Source organism: Oribacterium sp. oral taxon 108 str. F0425 (assembly GCF_000214455.1).
GTDB classification, from domain to species: Bacteria; Bacillota; Clostridia; order Lachnospirales; family Lachnospiraceae; genus Oribacterium; species Oribacterium asaccharolyticum.
Genome location: NZ_AFIH01000001.1, coordinates 1,765,853 through 1,784,075 on the forward strand (window position 1 = coordinate 1,765,853; position 18,223 = coordinate 1,784,075).

13 protein-coding genes and 1 pseudogene are annotated in these 18,223 nt (G+C 44.2%); 4 read left to right on the forward strand and 10 right to left on the reverse strand.

Annotated features, from left to right (window positions below):
• Position 1: 1 nt before the first annotated feature.
• Entirely contained in the window at positions 2 to 1,267 is a 1,266-nt protein-coding gene (locus HMPREF9124_RS08280) for a lipopolysaccharide biosynthesis protein (RefSeq protein WP_009427939.1), read from the reverse strand.
• Positions 1,268 to 1,533: 266 nt separating this feature from the next.
• On the opposite strand from HMPREF9124_RS08280, the gene HMPREF9124_RS08285 reads away from it, so the two are divergent.
• The gene (locus HMPREF9124_RS08285) at positions 1,534 to 2,547 is read left to right on the forward strand and encodes a glycosyltransferase family 2 protein (protein ID WP_009428588.1); all 1,014 of its coding nucleotides are present in this window, start codon (positions 1,534 to 1,536) and stop codon (positions 2,545 to 2,547) included.
• Between the two features lie 156 nt (positions 2,548 to 2,703).
• On the opposite strand, the gene leuA is transcribed toward HMPREF9124_RS08285, so the two are convergent.
• The 5 genes from leuA to rfbA all read right to left on the reverse strand — a co-directional run bounded on the left by leuA (position 2,704) and on the right by rfbA (position 9,001).
• Entirely contained in the window at positions 2,704 to 4,371 is a 1,668-nt protein-coding gene (leuA, locus tag HMPREF9124_RS08290; protein ID WP_009428026.1) for a 2-isopropylmalate synthase, read from the reverse strand.
• 122 nt (positions 4,372 to 4,493) lie between these two features.
• Complete coding sequence (gene glmM, locus HMPREF9124_RS08295) at positions 4,494 to 5,846, reverse strand: phosphoglucosamine mutase (protein WP_009429822.1); 1,353 nt, start codon at positions 5,844 to 5,846, stop codon at positions 4,494 to 4,496.
• A gap of 278 nt (positions 5,847 to 6,124) precedes the next feature.
• Positions 6,125 to 7,051 carry a dTDP-4-dehydrorhamnose reductase gene (gene rfbD, locus HMPREF9124_RS08300; protein WP_009429911.1) on the reverse strand — a complete coding sequence of 309 codons (927 nt, stop codon included), beginning with the start codon at positions 7,049 to 7,051 and terminating at the stop codon, positions 6,125 to 6,127.
• 1 nt (position 7,052) lies between these two features.
• On the reverse strand, positions 7,053 to 8,075 hold the full coding sequence (gene rfbB / locus HMPREF9124_RS08305) for a dTDP-glucose 4,6-dehydratase (RefSeq protein WP_009429417.1): 1,023 nt from the start codon (positions 8,073 to 8,075) through the stop codon (positions 7,053 to 7,055).
• 47 nt (positions 8,076 to 8,122) lie between these two features.
• A complete protein-coding gene (gene rfbA / locus HMPREF9124_RS08310; protein WP_009428238.1) occupies positions 8,123 to 9,001 on the reverse strand; it encodes a glucose-1-phosphate thymidylyltransferase RfbA in 879 nt (292 codons plus the stop codon).
• 167 nt (positions 9,002 to 9,168) lie between these two features.
• Between rfbA and mnmA the strand changes: the two are divergent.
• Positions 9,169 to 10,267: pseudogene (gene mnmA, locus HMPREF9124_RS12880) on the forward strand (tRNA 2-thiouridine(34) synthase MnmA).
• On the opposite strand, the gene HMPREF9124_RS08320 reads toward mnmA, so the two are convergent.
• Entirely contained in the window at positions 10,264 to 11,913 is a 1,650-nt protein-coding gene (locus tag HMPREF9124_RS08320) for a tetratricopeptide repeat-containing diguanylate cyclase (protein ID WP_009429762.1), read from the reverse strand. The pseudogene mnmA and the gene HMPREF9124_RS08320 sit on opposite strands and share 4 nt — an antisense overlap.
• 127 nt (positions 11,914 to 12,040) lie before the next feature.
• Complete coding sequence (locus tag HMPREF9124_RS08325; protein WP_036597766.1) at positions 12,041 to 13,390, reverse strand: polysaccharide deacetylase family protein; 1,350 nt, start codon at positions 13,388 to 13,390, stop codon at positions 12,041 to 12,043.
• Positions 13,391 to 13,580: 190 nt separating this feature from the next.
• Here HMPREF9124_RS08325 and HMPREF9124_RS08330 point away from each other — a divergent pair, with 190 nt between their 5' ends.
• The gene (locus tag HMPREF9124_RS08330; protein ID WP_009429122.1) at positions 13,581 to 14,729 is read left to right on the forward strand and encodes a DUF4317 domain-containing protein; all 1,149 of its coding nucleotides are present in this window, start codon (positions 13,581 to 13,583) and stop codon (positions 14,727 to 14,729) included.
• Positions 14,720 to 15,439 (forward strand): pseudouridine synthase, encoded by a 720-nt coding sequence (locus HMPREF9124_RS08335; protein ID WP_009429987.1) that lies wholly within the window; start codon positions 14,720 to 14,722, stop codon positions 15,437 to 15,439. The genes HMPREF9124_RS08330 and HMPREF9124_RS08335 overlap by 10 nt, the downstream gene beginning before the upstream one ends.
• Before the next feature lie 27 nt (positions 15,440 to 15,466).
• On the opposite strand, the gene HMPREF9124_RS08340 is transcribed toward HMPREF9124_RS08335, so the two are convergent.
• Both HMPREF9124_RS08340 and HMPREF9124_RS08345 read right to left on the reverse strand, forming a co-directional pair.
• Positions 15,467 to 17,068, reverse strand: a complete 1,602-nt coding sequence (locus HMPREF9124_RS08340) for a potassium/proton antiporter (RefSeq protein ID WP_009427769.1) — start codon at positions 17,066 to 17,068, stop codon at positions 15,467 to 15,469.
• 110 nt (positions 17,069 to 17,178) lie between these two features.
• Complete coding sequence (locus tag HMPREF9124_RS08345; protein WP_009429382.1) at positions 17,179 to 18,135, reverse strand: carbohydrate kinase family protein; 957 nt, start codon at positions 18,133 to 18,135, stop codon at positions 17,179 to 17,181.
• Positions 18,136 to 18,223 lie beyond the last annotated feature (88 nt).

Genomic DNA, 18,223 nt, shown 5'->3' on the forward strand with positions numbered 1-18,223 from the left:
TCTAGCCCTTTCCTGTTTTTTCAGAGAGGAAGAAAAAAAGGAAGAGAAAGAGCATCATCCCCGCAAATTGCAATGAGCCGAAGAAAAATCCTCCGCGTTTTAGCATAGAATCCGCTGTGAGAAAAGAGAGAACGGAAGCGATAAGATAGCCTGCAAAAATCTTCTTCTGCCTTCTCTTTGTCACAAGAAGATAGTACTCAAGATTCGCAAGGGCATAGAAACAGCCTCCCAAAATGAGGAGGCAGAAAGAAAAGCGCTCCGCCGTCATTTTCCCGTAAAAAGTCTCTCCGAGAAGTCTCTCCAGAATCCAAAGTGCAAGAGGAGAGAGAAGTACCGCTAAGATAAGAAGAACAAAGGAAAGCAGGAGTACCTTCTTCATAAGGCTGCCTTCTTCTTTCCTGAAATCCACGGTCTTTCCTTCCTGCCAAAGCGCGGCGAGTCTCGGAAGAGCCGGCCGAATGATGAAATTTGCCAGCAGATAGATGAAATTACTCGGCATAAAGAGGAGGTTGTAAATCCCGGAAAACGAGGAACCCATTACCGCATCTACGGCATACTTGGAGGACGAAAACACATAGAAGTCCAAAAAAACCGAAATAAAGAGAAAAAAGCTCTCCATAATGAGTCTCTTTCCCGCTTCAAAGCTAAAACGCCTCTCCTCTCCTATCGCAACAGTTTTCTTTAGCGGAGAAAGACAGAAGAAATAAAAGCAAAAAAGCTGGCAAAGATTCATAAGAATCACGCCGAGAAACAGATTTTTTGTGAGTAGCAGTGTAATGAGTAGAAGAACTACGGCAAAGAGAGTTCTGAAGAAGAGAGACTGTCCTGTCTTGTAAAGCTTTCCTCTTCTTTGCAACTCCGACTCATAGACATCGACGTAGCCGTCTAAAATTTTGTACAGACAAAGAAAAAACAGGATAGCACTCTTCTCTGCCGTGTAATTCCCCTTTAGAAACTGATAAAGAAGAAAGAGTAAAGCAAAGAAAACGGAAAGTGCTGTGCTTAGGTTCCGAAATCCCAGATATTCCCGAAAGGAAAATTCTCCCCGCATATCCGTAATATGAAAAGGACGAATGCCGAAATAAGCCAGAATAAAAAACTGCTGCCCCAGGGTGGAATAGCCGAATCCGAAGATGCCTCCCTCCTTTTCCCCGAGAAGACGCAGAACAAAAAAAGCCAAAATCATGGAAGCAAGCGCATACATCATGCTCCCGAGCGCATTCCAAAGTACATCATTTTCCATAAAGGAAATCCGCTTTTTTTCCATGAATTTCTATTGTTCCTTTCCTCACCGTAAAGATTGTTCAATTTTATAGTAAGCACAGAAAAATGTAAATGCCGGAAAAATTGGAAGCATCTTACAAATAGGTAAAAAGGAGATGTAAAAAGGATGGGAAAAAGTGGAGAAGCATTGACCGGAGTAATCCGAAATGTCGACTGGCACTTTTCCCCGATTTGTGATAAGGTTTTTTACGTTTAATGCGCTTTTGATTTCTTAAGATAAAATAGCAATCTATCGAGGTATTTGAAGATATGAAAACAGTAGTGATTATCCCCAATTACAACGGAAAGCATTTTCTGGAAAAGTGTATGCAGGCTTTGGACAAACAAAGCACGAAGGACTTTTCTGTTTTTTTTGTGGACAACGCATCTTCGGACGGAAGCATCCCTGCCATAAAGGAATACATTGAGAAGGAGTCCGAACGCATCTTTCTTTTGGAAAACAAAGAAAACTACGGCTTTGCCAAGGCTGTAAACCAAGGTATTCTATATGCGAAGGAGCATGGAGCGGACTATGCCCTTCTTTTAAACAACGACACCGAGGTGGACCCCCGTTTCGTGGAAAATCTTGTCCGTTTTATGGAGGAAAAAGAGGCGAAGGGGGAGCGAATCTTTGCCCTTTCTTCCAAGATGGTGAAAATGCATGACGAGAAGCTCATGGACGATGCCGGGGACGAGCTTTGTCTCCTCGGCTTTCCCTTTCAAAGAGGCTTGGAAGACCGCGTAGAAAACTGGAACAAGACGGAAAAGGTTTTCTCCGCCTGTGCGGGAGCTGCACTCTACTCTATCTCCGCACTCAGTAAGACCGGGCTTTTTGATGAAAAGCACTTCGCCTATCTGGAAGATGTCGATATCTCCTTTCGCGCGCAGCTTTACGGCTACAGCATTTACTACTGCCCGAGTGCAATCTGTAAGCATGTAGGCTCCGGTACCAGCGGCGGAAAATATAGTGACTTTAAAGTAGAGCTTTCCGCAAGAAATTCTATCTTCCTCTTATATAAGAACTTTCCGTTTCTCCTAAAAATCGTAAACTTTCTCCCCTTCCTTCTTGGCTTTTTGATTAAGGCTCTCTACTTCCAAAAAAAGGGCTACGGAAAAGCCTATAGAAGGGGGATTATGCGCGGTCTTAAGGAACGAAAGGGCATGAAAAAAGCAGATTTCCGAGGAATTCCTCTCTCGCGCTATATCGCCTTAGAGTGGAGACTCCTGAAAAACTGCTTTGTATACCTTTCTGAACGAAACAGACGGAAACAAGTAAGAGTTTAAGAAAATCATATAAGCAAAACATCTGTAAGGCTTTAAACAGGTAGCAATGGGATTCAAAACGCATCGCTCAGTCAGGCGAAGCTAGCGAGAACGTGCCACCGTTTGAAGCCTTACAAATGTTTGATAGATATTTTACTGTATCTCACAAAAGTTCTTTTAATAGTACAGTCTGTTTATCGCACTGAACAGAGCGCGGACGGAGGAACGGGTAATGTTAGAGGAAATCCCCACGCCGTAGGTCATCTTTCCGGACGCTTTATCCTGTAAATGGATGTAAGAAACCGCCTTGGCGGAGGATGCGGAGCTCAAAGCATGCTCACTGTAGTCAATAACCTCAAACTCCTTTTTCAGTTCTTTCTGTAAGGCGTTCGCCACCGCATCAATCGGTCCTGATCCGCTTGCGGAGATTTCTTTCAATATCCCCCTATTTTCAAAGCTTAACTGCACAAAGCTGACATAGTGCTCTTTCTCATTTTCCATATCCATGGAACGAAGGTTTTTAAAAAGAAGCGGTGACTTTGCCTCTACATATTCCGCTAAGAAAACCTCTAAAATCCGTTCGGGGCTAACTTCCCCTTCTTTCTCGGAAATGCTCTGAATATAGTCCGCAAACTCTCTCTGCATCCCCTTCGGAAGCTTATAACCGTACTGGAAATCCAAAATAAAGGCTACGCCGCCTTTTCCGGACTGGGAGTTGATACGGACAACCGGCTCATATTCTCTTCCGATATCCGCCGGATCAATCGGAAGATAAGGTACCTCCCAGATTAGAGACTTTCTCTCCTTCATGGCCTGAAGCCCCTTATTAATCGCATCCTGGTGAGAACCGGAGAATGCGGTAAAAACCAATTTCCCCGCATAAGGATGTCTCTCCGGGATATGCATCTTCGTGCAACGCTCATAAACCTCCTGAATTTCCCGAACATTTTCCAGATTCAACTTGGGGTCGATGCCGTGGGAGAAAAGGTTATAAGCCAGGGTTAAAATGTCAACATTTCCGGTTCTTTCTCCATTTCCGAAAAGGGTTCCTTCGACTCTTTGTGCTCCGGCAAGAAGGGCCAGCTCTGCGGAGGCAATGCCCTCTCCTCTATCATTATGGGGATGCACGGAAAGAATTACATGCTCTCTTTCCTTCATGTTTTTGGACATAAACTCAATCTGATCCGCATAGACATTGGGGCTATGCATCTCTACGGTATTAGGCAGGTTAATGATAATCTCCCGTCCCGCCTTGGTTCCCCAGGCGGAAATCACCGCATTACAGATTTCCAAAGCATAATCCATCTCCGTTCCGGTAAAGCTTTCCGGAGAATACTCCAGACGAAGCTCTCCGGAAAAATCCTTTTCATGCCGCTTCACCATTTCCACAGCGGTAAGGGCAATGGCGGTAATCTCCTCTCTGGACTTTCCGAAAACCACATCTCTTTGCAATACAGAGGTAGAATTATAAATATGGACAATGGCCTTCTTTACTCCTTGAAGAGCCTGGAAGCTTCTTTCCAAAAGCTCTTCTCTACACTGTACCAAAACCTGAACCGTAACATCCTCCGGAATCAGATTCTTCTCCACCAAAGTCCGTAAATAATCAAATTCAATCTGAGAAGCCGCAGGAAAACCGACTTCAATCTCCTTAAAACCAAGCTTACATAGGAGTTGGAAAAATTCCACCTTTTCTTCTACGGTCATGGGATCCACAAGGGCCTGGTTTCCATCCCTTAAATCCACAGAACACCAAATCGGTGCTTTAGTGATTTCCTGATCCATCCAAGTTCTTTCCGGATAACGGAAAATCGGAAATTTTCTGTAACGTTTTACCTGATCCATTCTTACCTCCTATTGTATTTTTCCACTACTACTCTTACTTACTTCTTATTTTGAGTCTACCCTGTACTGCCAAACAAGCTTTTCCAAGCTCTGCAGGGCTTCCCTTTACTCTATCAATAATCCTAGGAAAGGACTAGTCCTTCCTTTTTCATAACAGCTATAACTTCCTCTACATATTTCTCACAAAGCTCTTCCTTGGAAGCCTCCACCATAACACGAATCAAAGGCTCTGTTCCGGAAGCACGAAGGAGAATTCTTCCATCCTCTCCCAAGCTTTCCTCCACCTTCTTCACCGCCGCCTGTACGGTTTCATTCTGCTCCACCAAAAGCTTATCTTTCACCCGAACATTCTTTAGTACCTGTGGAAAACGCTGATACTCCGCCAGAGCTTCCTTAAGACTCTTCTTTTCCTCTAAAAGTACTTCCATCAGCTTAATACTGGTGAGAATTCCGTCCCCGGTAGTGGCATGCCGCATAAAGATGATATGTCCGGACTGCTCACCTCCCAGAGAATAACCGTTTTCCGCCATATTCTCATAAACATAACGGTCCCCTACTTTGGTCTTTTCATAGGAAAGGCCTGCCCCATCCAAGGCCTTGTATAAGCCAAAGTTGGACATAATGGTAGTTACAATTTTATTGTCCTTTAACTGCCCCTTATCCCGCATATTTTTTCCGCAAAGATAAAGAATCTGATCTCCATCCACCAGTTCTCCGTCACTGTCTACACAGAGGCAACGATCCGCATCTCCGTCATAGGCAAAGCCGATTTCGCAATCCCCGTTCTTCACATACTCCTGCAAGGCTTCCATGTGGGTAGAACCGCAGTTGGCATTAATGTTGTAGCCGTTAGGATCATTGGAAAGTACATGGGTATCCGCTCCCAGGGCATCAAATACCGCCTTGGCACAGGAAGATGCGGAACCGTTGGCACAGTCCAAAGCAATCTTCTTGCCCTTAAAGGAACGGGTAGCCAAAGAAATCAGATAGCCGATATAACGGTTTCTTCCTGCAGCAAAATCTACAGTTCTTCCGATTTTATCTCCGGTGGCTAAAGGAACTTCCTCGGTTTCTCCATCCAGATAGGCCTCAATCTCCGCAATAAAATCATCGGAAACCTTTTCTCCATTTTCATTGATGACCTTAAGACCGTTGTCATAGAAAGGATTATGGGAGGCGGAAATCATCACACCGCAGGAAAAGTCTTCGGAACGAACAATATAGCTTACGGAAGGCGTGGTGGTGACATGCATCAGATACGCGTCAGCCCCTGCAGCGGTAATTCCTGCAGAAAGTGCATACTCAAACATATAGCTGGAGCGTCTGGTATCCTTACCGATGACAATACGGCACTCCTTTGTGCCTTTGTTCGAAAAATAATAGGCCAAGAACTTTCCCACCTTAAAGGCGTCATCCGCCGTCAAATCCACGTTAGCCTCTCCACGATAACCGTCTGTTCCAAAATATTTTCCCATCTTTTCCCTCCTGCCTCTGTTTTCACACAGAACTTTTATCCACATCATTCCAGTAGCGAGCCGCCAAGCATTTTGAACAGACTCGATTCTTTCTAAAAATAAAAAGCCGTCTCTTTTTTATAACTCCATTTTGTGTCGCTTTTATGTCTTTCTTTCCGATAAACTTTCTCCCATAAAAAAATTCGGGATTTCTCCCGAATCTCTTTATTACGCAATTTTTCTCCCGGGATAGCTGTTTCTTCAAAGTCTTAGCTTAGCAAAACACCGCTATGCCATCTCTAGCATCCTTCTTCCATAGCTAAGGCCTTTAAATAACGAGATAAAGCATCCTTCCAATCGGGAAGCGGTGTAAAGCCCTGCTCCTTAAGCTTTGTCTTATCCAGTCGAGAGTTCTTCGGACGTCTTGCCTTACTCAGTCCGTATTCCTCGGTGCTGACTGGAAGGACCTTCGTGCTTAAGCCTGCCTGTCTATAGATTTCCTTTGTAAAATCATACCAGGAAATATACTCTCCTTCATTGGTTGCGTGATAGTTGCCGTACTTTTCCGTGCAAATCATGTCCACCAAAAGCTCCGCTAAATCCAGAGTATAAGTCGGATTCCCGATCTGGTCGTTCACTACGCGGACTTCCTCATGGCTTTTTCCGACATTCAACATTGTCTTAATAAAATTCTTTCCGTTCAAGCCGAAAACCCAGGCAATCCGAATAATGAAGTATTTTTCTAAAACTTCCCGAATCCTTTCCTCGCCCATAAGCTTCGTCTTTCCGTAGACATTGATAGGATTAAAATCTTTCTCATCCGGCTTCCAGGGCTCTGTTCCTTCTCCTGAAAAAACATAATCCGTGGAAAGGTAGAGCATTTTTCCATCTCGTTCCTTCATGATCTTGGCGAGGAATCCCGGAACTTCACCGTTTATTTTCTCCACAATAGCCCGATTTTCAAGATCTTCCGCAGCATCCACTGCCGTCCAAGCCGCACAGTGAATCATCGCGTCGATTTCCAGCTCGGAAATCACCTTTCTCGTCTTTTCCTCATCACAGAGGTCCAGACCGATATAAGGCATGGTGCAGGCGGGACTGCCGTCCTCCACCCCACAGTAGTTCTCCTTGATATCCGATCCAATTGCGGATATTCCTCTTCGATATAGCGTGTTCATCACATCATGGCCGAGCTGTCCGTTTACACCGGTGACAAAAATCTTCATTTTATCCCTCTTCTCCGTACTGCTTCTTATAATACTCCTGATACTCTCCGGAAATGATATGTTCCCACCAGTCCTTATTCTTCAGGTACCAGTCAATCGTTACGGGAATTCCTGTATCAAAGGTATACTCCGGTTTCCAACCTAGTTCCGTCTCAAGCTTCGTCGGATCAATGGCGTAACGCATATCGTGTCCCGGTCTGTCCGTCACATACGTAATCAAAGATTCAGGCTTATTTAGTGCCTTTAGAATGGTCTTTACCACTTCGAGATTCGTCCTCTCGTTGTGTCCGCCCACATTGTAAACCTCTCCAACCTTTCCCTTTCTTACGATAAGGTCGATTGCCTTACAATGATCCGTCACATAGAGCCAATCACGAACATTTTCTCCCTTACCGTAAACCGGAATTCTTTCGTCATTTAAGGCTCTGGAAATCACAAGCGGAATCAGCTTCTCCGGGAAATGATAGGGACCGTAGTTGTTCGAGCAACGGGAAATGGTAACCGGAAGCCCGAAGGTTCTGTGATACGCCAATACAAAGAGATCCGCACTTCCCTTGGAAGAAGAATAAGGAGAAGAAGTCTTAATCGGATAGTTCTCATTGAAGAAGAGGTCTGTTCTATCAAGCGGTAAATCTCCGTAAACCTCATCCGTAGAAACCTGGTGATAACGCTCGATGCCGAACTCTCTACAGGCGTCCATAAGACAAACGGTGCCTAATACATTCGTGCGAAGGAAGAGCTCCGGATCCTTTAAGGAACGGTCCACATGAGATTCCGCAGCAAAGTTAATCACTCTGTCCGGCTTTTCCGTACGAAATAAGTCAAAGATAAATTCTCTATCCGCAATGTCCCCCTTTACAAACTTGTAGTTCTTCTTTCCTTCCAGGGGCTTAAGCGTTTCCAGATTTCCCGCATAAGTCAGCTTATCTAGGCAGATCCACTCTTCCTCCGGATAGGCATTGACAACAAAATGCATAAAGTTTCCGCCAATAAATCCGGCTCCGCCGGTCACGATTGTTTTCATCTTTCCTCCTTAGATTTACGCTATCGTTCTTCCGTAAATCAATTCCTTTATTCTATGTACTTTCCGTCTAAAACATCCTTAAGATACTTGCCATACTCATTTTTCTTATAAAGCTCGTAAGCCTCCCATACCTTTTCTCTGCTGATCCAGCCGTTCTTATAGGCTATTTCTTCGAGACAGGCAATCTTTCTGTGCTCATGGGTCTCTACGGTATAAACGAAATTGGTGGCATCCACGAGTGACTCCTGTGTTCCGGTATCTAACCAGGTGAAACCCTTCCCGAGAAGAGCCACATCAAGTTCTCCATTTTCCAGATAAATGCGGTTTAAGTCGGTAATTTCCAGTTCTCCTCTCTTAGAGGGCTTTAAATTCTTCGCATATTCCACTACACGGTTATCATAGAAATACAGGCCTGTCACGCAATAGTTCGACTTCGGCTTCTCCGGCTTTTCCTCAATAGAGATAGCCTTTCCGCTCCCGTCAAACTCCACGATACCGAAACGCTCCGGATCGTCCACATAGTAACCGAAAACGGTCGCACCGCTTTCCTTCGCCACCGCCTTCTTCAGAATTTCCTTAAAGCCGTATCCGGAGAAGATATTGTCTCCCAAAATCATGGCTACCTTATCATTTCCGATGAATTCCTCTCCAATAATAAAAGCCTGCGCCAATCCGTCCGGACTTTCCTGTACGGCATAATCCAAGTTCATACCAAGGGAAGAACCGTCCCCGAGAAGCTCCTTAAAACGCGGCGTATCCACCGGTGTGGAAATAATCAAAACATCCCGAATTCCGGCATCCATCAGCACGGAAAGCGGATAATAAATCATGGGTTTATCATAAATCGGTAGAAGTTGCTTGGAAGTCACTCTGGTTAATGGATAGAGTCTGGTTCCCGAACCTCCTGCAAGAATAATTCCTTTCATCATTTCCCCCTTTTTAAGAGATTTTATTGCACACTGCCTTGAATTTTAACATAGTGAGAAGGGATATACAAAGTTTTTCTGTGAAAAGATTCGATTTTCAAAATCTTGTAAAGATCTTTTATAAAAGCTAGAATAAGGGGAAACAACGGAAGATAAAGGAAAGAATTATGAAAAAGGCATTAATCGCCATGAGCGGTGGGGTAGACAGCTCGGTTGCCGCCCTGCTTATGAAAGAAAAAGGCTATGACTGTATCGGCATAACCATGAAATTATATGACAGTGAAACGGGACAGGCTTGTCGAAGCCGGACCTGCTGCACCTTAGAAGATGTGGAAGATGCCAGGCAGGTGGCTTCCACTCTTTCCATCCCTTACTATGTCCTGAATTTCAAAGATGACTTTCAGAAGAAGGTCATTCTCCCCTTTGTGGAGACTTATGAAAATGGAGGCACTCCCAACCCCTGTATTCGCTGCAATCGTTTTATGAAGCATGAAAAATTGTACAAAAAGGGGGAAGAACTGGGTTGTGATGTTATCGTGACCGGACATTACGCCAGAATTCGCTATGACGAAGAAAAAAAGCGCTACCTTCTTTTAAAAGCAAAGGATGAAAAAAAGATCAAAGCTACGTGCTTTACTTCTTAAATCAGGAGCAGCTTAAGCACAGTATGTTTCCGCTGGGAGAATTTGAAACGAAAGAAGAAGTTCGCGCCATTGCGGAAAAAAACGGTTTCTACAATGCCGATAAGCCGGATTCTCAAGACATCTGTTTTGTAACAAGCGGCGATTACGGAGATTTCCTCGAAAAATTCCGTGGAAAACCCTATCCGAAAGGACACTTCGTAGATGAAGAAGGAAATAAACTCGGAAAGCACAGAGGCATCGTCCGTTATACTATAGGACAGAGAAAGGGCCTCGGTCTGGCCCTAAAACAACCCATGTATGTTGCCGGAAAAGATTTGAAAAAAATCAAGTCATCCTGACTACCGGAGAAGGTCTCTATTCCGAGGCCTTAGAAGCGAATGACTTTAACTGGATCTGTATGGATGCGCCGAAGGAAGAATATGCCGTTACCGTAAAAACCCGTTATAACGCAAAGCCTGTGCCGGCTTTCGTTTCCGTGAAAGAAGACGGAACCGTTCTCGTTCGCTTTGCAGCCCCGGAACGTGCCGTGGCCACAGGGCAGGCTGTCGTACTCTACGACGGAGAGCTCGTAGTCGGAGGCGGTACAATCACAAAAGCAATCAAAAGAATGAGGAGCGATTAGACGTACATTCGCTCCCCTTCCAATTTCGCCTTATGAATCAACTTGATTCCGCCTCTTTCTTTCGATTTAACTTGATAAAGAGCGGTGTCAGCTGAGAAAGTATAGTCCCAAACCCTGTTCTTCTTGGACGGAATCGAGTTTCGAATTCCCTGGGAAATCGTCACTACGCCTCCCTCTTTTTCAGAGTGTTGCAGATTTAATGCTTTAACTCCATCTCCCAGCTCCTTAGCATAACGGAGAACTTCTTCATCCCGCATGTTTTCGTAGATAAGGACAAATTCATCTCCTCCGTAACGGGCGGCATAAATGCCGGGATGCTTTTGACAAAGCTTCTTAATCTCTCCCGCTACGAGCTTCAGGCACTCATCTCCCTTTTGGTGTCCGTAAAAATCATTATATTGTTTAAAGTAATCCACATCCACCATCTCAAGTGCAAAGGGCGTCCTCGCATTATAGGCTCTTTCGAAGGCTGCATCGGAAAAATCGCTTAAATGGTAGCGGTTAGGCAGACCTGTAAGTTCATCATATTCCGCCTTCTTTGTAAGGCGAACATTTTCTTCCTCCATAAAGGCATTCTGCTCTTTTAAATCCTCCAGGTCTTGTCTGATTCCCAGTGCAAAAAGAAAGGCGGATATCTCTTCCATCTCTTGCTGTTTCATCAGCGAATAGAAACGGTAAGAGGTTTCGTTTCTTTTTTCCAAATCTCCGCATTTTTCAAAATATCGAATTTTAGATTCTATGAAACGTTTCTCAATCTCCGGAAGATTAATTTCGGAGAGTTTTCTTTCCAAAAGCTCCAATACCTTCCTGCATTCTTCCACCTTATCAATTTCCAGAAAAAAATCCGCCAAGTCGCATACATCTTCCATCATATTGGTACGAAGTGCGGAAAGTAACTCTTTGTCGGAGAAACGATGAATCAGCATATCTCTTTCCGTGATTTTATTTCCATAATGAGCAAGGCGAATGGAAAACGTCAGAATATCCACACTGCTTAACAGTTCCCGCTCATATCCGAAATTTCTGGCGATTTCCAAGAGAGATTCCATACAAGCCTGGGCGGCATGCACATCTCTGTTTCTGCTCAGATAAATATTGCCTAGGAAGGTATAGATGCTGATCATATTCGAAACATAACTGCTGTCTACGGTATTTCCGCTGATTTCATACAGCGCTTCTTCCGCATAAAATCTTCCGTGATCATAATCTTTCAGCATGAAATACAGTCGGGCGATGTTGGAATTGATGATGCCGAGGAGACCGCTGTCTTTGGTAGTCAAAGACTTACAATAGTCCAGGGCAGACATATAGTAATCAAAAGCCAGACCGAAGTTTCCCCGTAAAAATTCCGTGATACCGAGGAGATTGTAGGACTTGGCCAGAAGGGTAAAATCTTGTGTTTCCTGCTGTACCTTGATTCCCAAGGACAGGTACTTCTGCATTCCTTCCACATCAAAATGAAAACTATAATAAGCATCGGCAAGTTGATAATAAACATAGCCTGCCAATGCATCGTCTTCGAGCTCTTCCGCAATCCCTAAAAGCAAGCCCAAGTTGTGAAAAATTTCTTCATCAAATAAGGTATATTGCTTTTCTACAAGCTCGATTATTTCCTGTATTTTTTTGTCATACCCTTTAAAATCCATGGTGTTCACTTTCTGCAGTTGTCTTTTTTATTCATAACGAGTATCGTGCGCAGAGCGTGCGATATCTCGTTTTTTTCCGGAAATTTACAAAACGCATTTGCACAGAAAAGCAGGTACATTCCCGCTTTTACTGCGGATCCTCCGCGTCAATTGCGCCGGCTATATTGCCTGCACTTTCCTTTGTAGACTTCTCTACCGTTTTGCTTTCCACCGTTATACCGGGACTCTCTACAATATTTCCGCTTTCCTTCGTGGCTTCCGTATTGCTCTTACTTTCCGTGCTTTTACTTGCAGTCTTTGCGCTCTTTGTTTCTTTTTTCGTTTCGCTCGACTTACTGCTCTCTTTTACACTATGCGAACTGCTCTGCACACTTGTTTCCTTGACCGTTTCCGCTACGGTACTTGCCGTGCTGCTCTCCGCCGCCGCTGTTTCAACAGGCGGAAAGTTTTTATACTGTACTCCGTTTCCGCCTTGCACATTCTGTCCGCGGAAATGAATCATCTCCGAAACCGTAACGAGCTGATACCCTCTGGCATGCAACTCCGGAATAACCGTTTTGCAAGCCTGTGCCGTGGAAAGGTATAAGGCGTGCATCAGCACGATATCCCCATCCTTGACCTGTGAAAGAATACTGTTTTGTGTCTTCTCCGCATCCCGAGAGCGCCAGTCTTCCGTATCGATAGACCAGAAAATAAGGGGTTTCTTGACAACTGCCTTGACATCATTACTGATATTTCCTCCCGGAAGTCGAACCAAAGCAGGGCGCACACCGGCAGCCTTCTCTACTGCATCATCCGTTTTATCGAACTCATTTCGGATATAATCCTGACCCTTACTGCTCAAATGAATATCATGGTCATAGGAATGATTTCCGATTTCATGCCCGCGCTCTACCGTGTTTTTTATATCTTCCGGAAATTTCTCAACCCTCTGCCCCACTACAAAGAAGGTAGATCTTCCATTCACCTTTTCCAACTCATCCATGAGAACCCCGTCTACTTGCACATCGGGACCGTCATCAAAGGTCAGTGCAACCATCGGCTTACTCGGATCAATATAACGTCCCCCGGAGAAAACCATTCCCTCTGCATTTGTCTCGCCTTCACTTGGGCTTTCCTCTTCCGTACTCTCCTCTGTAGACTCTGCCGGGCTGCTTTCCACACTGCTCTCTACAACGGTTACCGATTCTTCTTTCTGGGCTTTCCGACTTTTTTCAATAAAACGAAAAGCCATGGCAAAAACCTGGAAAACAACAAAAAGGCAAAACACAAGAACAAGAGCAAAGATGATTCTCGCCTTTTTTTGCTCCGCCTGCCTTTTCCTCCTTGCTCTCCTCCGCATCAGAATCCGCTTTTCTTCTTCTGTCAGAACTCTTTTTCTCTTTATATTGGAATGTACATTTCTACTGGATTTATAATTTTGACTTCTATCTCGAAACTTTTTCTCTCCGCTACCCAACTTACGTTTATCCGCCATGCTTAAAGTCCTTCTATTTCTCGCAATGATACTTTCCTACTATAGCACATTTTTTCCGACTTTTCAGAACGAGTTTTAAAATATATACAAATTATTTTCTTGTAGCTCTCTTTCGTTTTTATTACAATACTATCCATGCAAGGAAAAAACAGACTGATAAGTAGGAAGAAAAGAGATAGGAAGGAACATCATGGACAAAAAAGGGATCAATGAAATCAAAAAATGTTTTAAAAAGGAAGACTGCCGGATTGACCGAATAAGAACTTGTTTTATCAATGAAGAGGGCGAAGTCCTCTCCCGTTTTTCCGATTCCTTTTATGCTCTGGAAGATAATGAAGTATTTAAGTACTGCGAGCTCTTTAAGCGTTCGCTCTCCGGAAAATTCGGTCGCGAGCTTTATACCCTGGAATTTCCTCTAAAGGAAGAGGAGGAAGGCGGAAAGCAGGATGCACTCTTTCGTTTAAATGAATCGGAGCTCAAAGAAGAAGCGCTTTCTGAAAGTTTCTTTCAAAAAATAAATGAAATCTACTCTGTTCCGGGTAAAAAACTCCTGATTCTTGCGCATGGAATTTATGACGTCCCTAAAAAAACCTCGGACGGCTTAAGTTTGGAAGATGCTTCCGATACCGTATATCGTTTTACTCTTTTTCTCCTCTGCCCGGTCAGTCTATTAAAAGAAGGGCTGTGCTTTGATAAGGAGAAAGACAGTTTTATTGCCCGGTCGGAAGATTTCGTGGTGCAAAAACCGGAGATTTCCTTCCTCTATCCTGCTTTCCATGAGAGAGGAGCCGACATTCACTCTCTCCTATACCGAACAAAGAAACGGGAAGAGGGGCTGGACTCTATTACAGAGGAACTCTTCGGTATCGGACTTCCATACGGTGAAAAAGAGCAGAAGATTCAATTCTCCACACTGGTACAGGAGGTTTTGAAAAAGGATTGTAATTTTGAAAATATTCGCCTTTTGCAGGAAGAATTACAGGAGATAAAGGAGCAAAGCAAAGAAGAGGAAAAGGAACAAAGCCTTTCCAAATCCCGGATAAGGCAACTTTTGGAAAACGCCGGTGCAAGCGAAGAAGGACTGGCCAATTTTTCCGCACTCTATGACAACTGTCTCGGAGAAAACGATTCCGCCTTTTACGCTGAAAATTTAGTCGATAAGAATTTAGAGTTAAAATCGGAAAATCTACAATTTAAAATCAAAAATGAAATCTCCGCTATTTTGGAAAGCCGGATGATTGACGGGAAAGAATACCTGCTTCTGCCCATCTCCGACAATCTGGAAGTGAACGGAATCCCCATTCGTAGAAAGCTTGAGGAGGGTGAAGTATGCGACTAGACAAATATTTATCCGATATGGGGCTTGCAAGTCGCTCGGATATCAAAAAAGAGATTCGCAAAGGGCTTGTCCTTGTAAACGGTGAAATCATCCGAGACTCCAGTTTCTCCGTACCATTACATGCCTCTGTTTCCTATCGTGGAGAAGAAGTTTGTTATGAAGAGTTTTCCTATTATATGATGAATAAACCGATTGGCGTCCTGTCTTCCACCGAAGATCGAAAGCAGAAAACCGTACTGGATCTGATTACGGAAAAACACAGAAAAGATCTTTTTCCTGTGGGAAGACTGGATAAAGACAGTGAAGGGCTGATTCTCATCATGAACGACGGACAGCTGGCCCACACGCTGCTTTCTCCTAAAAACCACATAGAAAAAAGGTACTATATCGAAATTCCCGTTCTTCTGGAAGATTCAGATATAGCACCTCTACGTTTCGGCATACAATATGACAAGGATTTGATTGCGGAGCCGGCTAAGGTAAGAATCCTTAGCGCGGAGAAAGAAAAAACCGCCATAGAAATCATTATCACCGAAGGAAAGTTCCATCAAATCAAAAAAATGTTCCTTGCTCTTTCCGAAAACTATGTCGTGACGAAGTTAAAGCGTCTCTCTATGGGCAAGGTAGTGCTGGATGAAAACCTTGCTCCGGGCGATTACAGAAGGCTCAGCACCGAGGAAATTGAAGCCTTGCAAAGAGCCTTGGAGTAAAACAGCTTTATCCTTTTTTTCACTGCTTTATCCTTTTTTCAGCCTGTACATAACCAGTACATCACCGACTTGAATCAAGGTATCCCCGCGGGGGATGAGGACTTCCTCTCCCCTTTCTATCAGCATCACGCGTTCAGAGTCATCTCTTGGAATCTCCGCAATTCTCTTTTCGGCATAGATACTGCCGTAATCCACCTCAAGCTCTATAATCTCCAGGTCGGAACTGAGTGCCGGTTTTGCCGAAGCTATTACCACTCTATCTCCTACCAGGATTTCGGTATCTCCATTCGGAATGTCCTTTTTTCCGTCTCTCTCCAAAAGAATCACCATTGTTTCAGGCGGCATACGAATATCCTTTATTTTCTCCCCTGCCCAGGAATGCCCTTTCGGAACCTGAAATTCAATAAACTGTACTTCTTTTTCCTCCGTATAATCGGTGAAGGTCTTCATGACATCCCCTTCCGCATCAATCATATCCAACTTCTCGGAAACCTTGGGAAGAAAGGAACCCTGCAGTAAGATAGACAGTAAAACGATGAGGAAAATCAAGTGATAGATATAATCTCCTCTTCCTACCGTATCAACCGCCAGTATAGCGAAAACGATGGAGGCAGCTCCTCTTAATCCCGCAAAAGAAAGGAGAAGCTTCTTATTCCTCGAGGCAGGAAAGAAATGCATCAGGGTAAAGACAACCATCGGCCTTCCGACAAAGGTTAGGAAAAGAAAAATCCCTATCGCATTGAAGGCCACGCCGGGAAGACGAGAAGGGGTGGAAAGCAAGCCCAAAAGGAAAAAGAGCAGCATTTGCATAATTCCCGTTAAAGCATCAAAAAATTGTACCATCTCTTTCTTCTGCTTGATTTTCTGATTTCCCAAAATAATGCCGGTAAGATAGACGGCAAGGTATCCGTTTCCTCCAAGCGAAGTGGAAAGCGCGTAAGAAAGAAGTACTGCGCCCAGTACGAAAATCAGTTCAAATCCATCCGTTAAAACCGCAATCTTCTTCATCATATATAGAGCGAAGAAAGCGATAACTCCTCCAATCAAAAGCCCAAGGACAATTTGCAAGAAAAGCATACTGAGCATCTCGGAGATTTTCACGGTTCCCTGTACAAGTTCCAGGGAAAGAAGCGTCATCATATAAGCCATCGGGTCATTGCTCCCTGATTCAAATTCGAGCAGGGATGCCGTCCTGTCCTTTAAGCTCAGTCTTCTGGAACGAAGGATAGAGAAGACGGATGCCGCATCGGTTGAGGCGATGAGCGAGCCGAGAAGCAGTCCCCAGGAGAACTCCATATGAAGAAGCAGAGTACAAAAAGCGGCTACCGATAAGGCGGTAAATACTACGCCAAGACTCGATAAAAGAACAGCCTCTCCAGCCACAAACTTTGCTTCCTTCCAGTTTGTGCCGAAGCCTCCCGAAAACATGATAAAGATCAGTCCGAAGCTACAGACAGAACCCGAAAGTTCAAAATTTTCAAAATGAATCTTAAAAACGCCATCTATCCCAAACACAATTCCCAGTAAAAGAAAGGCGAGCAAAACCGGTACACCCATCTTCATGGAAAGCTTATGTAAAAATACGCTGAGAATAATGACAACTCCCGAAAGCAAAAGTATCTGGTTCACTATTTCTCCTCTCCCACTCTATCAACACTTTGCAGCAATCTATCCCTTCCTTCTCTTTCCTCCCTTCTCTTTCCTCCCCTCTCTTCGGACTGCTCATTCTACATTTCCATCTATTCCGTAAGACTTTCCAATCCGAGTTCTTCCGGAAGATAACGGGGATTCACATTCTCGGAAGTGCCAACGACGGAAGCTGCAAGCTTGGTTCCGATTTCACAGGCCTCCATTAAGTTCTTCCCATAAGTCAATCCCATGGCCACTCCGGCAAAAAAGGCATCTCCCGCACCCGCAGTATCGATTACATGCACCTTCTTGGCCTTACAGTGCCCGGCATTCCCGTTTTGTTCCGCATAGATTGCCCCCTCGGAACCCAAAGTCATAATCATCTGCGGGAATTGTGCCTTCACCACCAGCGAAGAAAGGGTAGAGAGTTTCGCTTCAAGGTCCATGTTCTCAAATTCCTCCGAAAAGAGCATTCCCGCTTCCTGTTGATTGCAAACAATACAAGCCGTTGTTTTCAACAAGTCTCTTCTTTCCAGCGCGATAGACATATTGGATACAGCCGCATAAACCTTTTTATGATACTTTTCAGCCAGGTTGAAAATCAATTTCAGAAGCTTGGAATCCATATCAATTTCTATTATGACACTGTCACAGCGGGAAAATAAATAATCTCCTTCTTCTCGGATTACCTCTTCGAGACTGGATAGATCGGGGCGTTGCGAAATGGAGCCCATCAGTTCTCCTTCCGTATCAAAAATAGCAAGCCAAGTCCCAAGCCCTCCACTAATCCGCTTGATGAAGCGGGTATTTACCTTATGGCGAGTCAGTTTTTGTACAACTTCTTCCCCTATCCCGTCCTCATCTACCACAGAGATAAAGGTAGGCCTCAATTCCACATTGGCAATGTCCTCTACAATATTTCGGCTGACTCCGCCGTGAACTTTAACGACTTTGCCCGCATTTCTTCCATCCGCTCTGTATAAAGAAAAGGGATAGCCCTTAATATCCACAAAAACTGCTCCAAATACCAAGATTCCGATACGTTCTTCCATGATTTTCCCTTTCATAATCCTGCTTTTGCGTTTTTTCTTTTCATTCTACTGAAGAATGGAATTTCTGACAAGAAAGAAGAGGCCGGGACAATCTTCGTCCCGC

What these genes read in the sequence shown, in the direction of transcription:
- HMPREF9124_RS08280 (WP_009427939.1), bottom strand. Translation starts at nt 1,267, where the DNA reads ATGGAAAAAAAGCGGATTTCCTTTATGGAAAATGATGTACTTTGGAAT.
- HMPREF9124_RS08285 (WP_009428588.1), top strand. Translation starts at nt 1,534, where the DNA reads ATGAAAACAGTAGTGATTATCCCCAATTACAACGGAAAGCATTTTCTG.
- leuA (WP_009428026.1), bottom strand. Translation starts at nt 4,371, where the DNA reads ATGGATCAGGTAAAACGTTACAGAAAATTTCCGATTTTCCGTTATCCG.
- glmM (WP_009429822.1), bottom strand. Translation starts at nt 5,846, where the DNA reads ATGGGAAAATATTTTGGAACAGACGGTTATCGTGGAGAGGCTAACGTG.
- rfbD (WP_009429911.1), bottom strand. Translation starts at nt 7,051, where the DNA reads ATGAAGATTTTTGTCACCGGTGTAAACGGACAGCTCGGCCATGATGTG.
- rfbB (WP_009429417.1), bottom strand. Translation starts at nt 8,075, where the DNA reads ATGAAAACAATCGTGACCGGCGGAGCCGGATTTATTGGCGGAAACTTT.
- rfbA (WP_009428238.1), bottom strand. Translation starts at nt 9,001, where the DNA reads ATGAAAGGAATTATTCTTGCAGGAGGTTCGGGAACCAGACTCTATCCA.
- HMPREF9124_RS08320 (WP_009429762.1), bottom strand. Translation starts at nt 11,913, where the DNA reads ATGGATTTTAAAGGGTATGACAAAAAAATACAGGAAATAATCGAGCTT.
- HMPREF9124_RS08325 (WP_036597766.1), bottom strand. Translation starts at nt 13,390, where the DNA reads ATGGCGGATAAACGTAAGTTGGGTAGCGGAGAGAAAAAGTTTCGAGAT.
- HMPREF9124_RS08330 (WP_009429122.1), top strand. Translation starts at nt 13,581, where the DNA reads ATGGACAAAAAAGGGATCAATGAAATCAAAAAATGTTTTAAAAAGGAA.
- HMPREF9124_RS08335 (WP_009429987.1), top strand. Translation starts at nt 14,720, where the DNA reads ATGCGACTAGACAAATATTTATCCGATATGGGGCTTGCAAGTCGCTCG.
- HMPREF9124_RS08345 (WP_009429382.1), bottom strand. Translation starts at nt 18,135, where the DNA reads ATGAAAGGGAAAATCATGGAAGAACGTATCGGAATCTTGGTATTTGGA.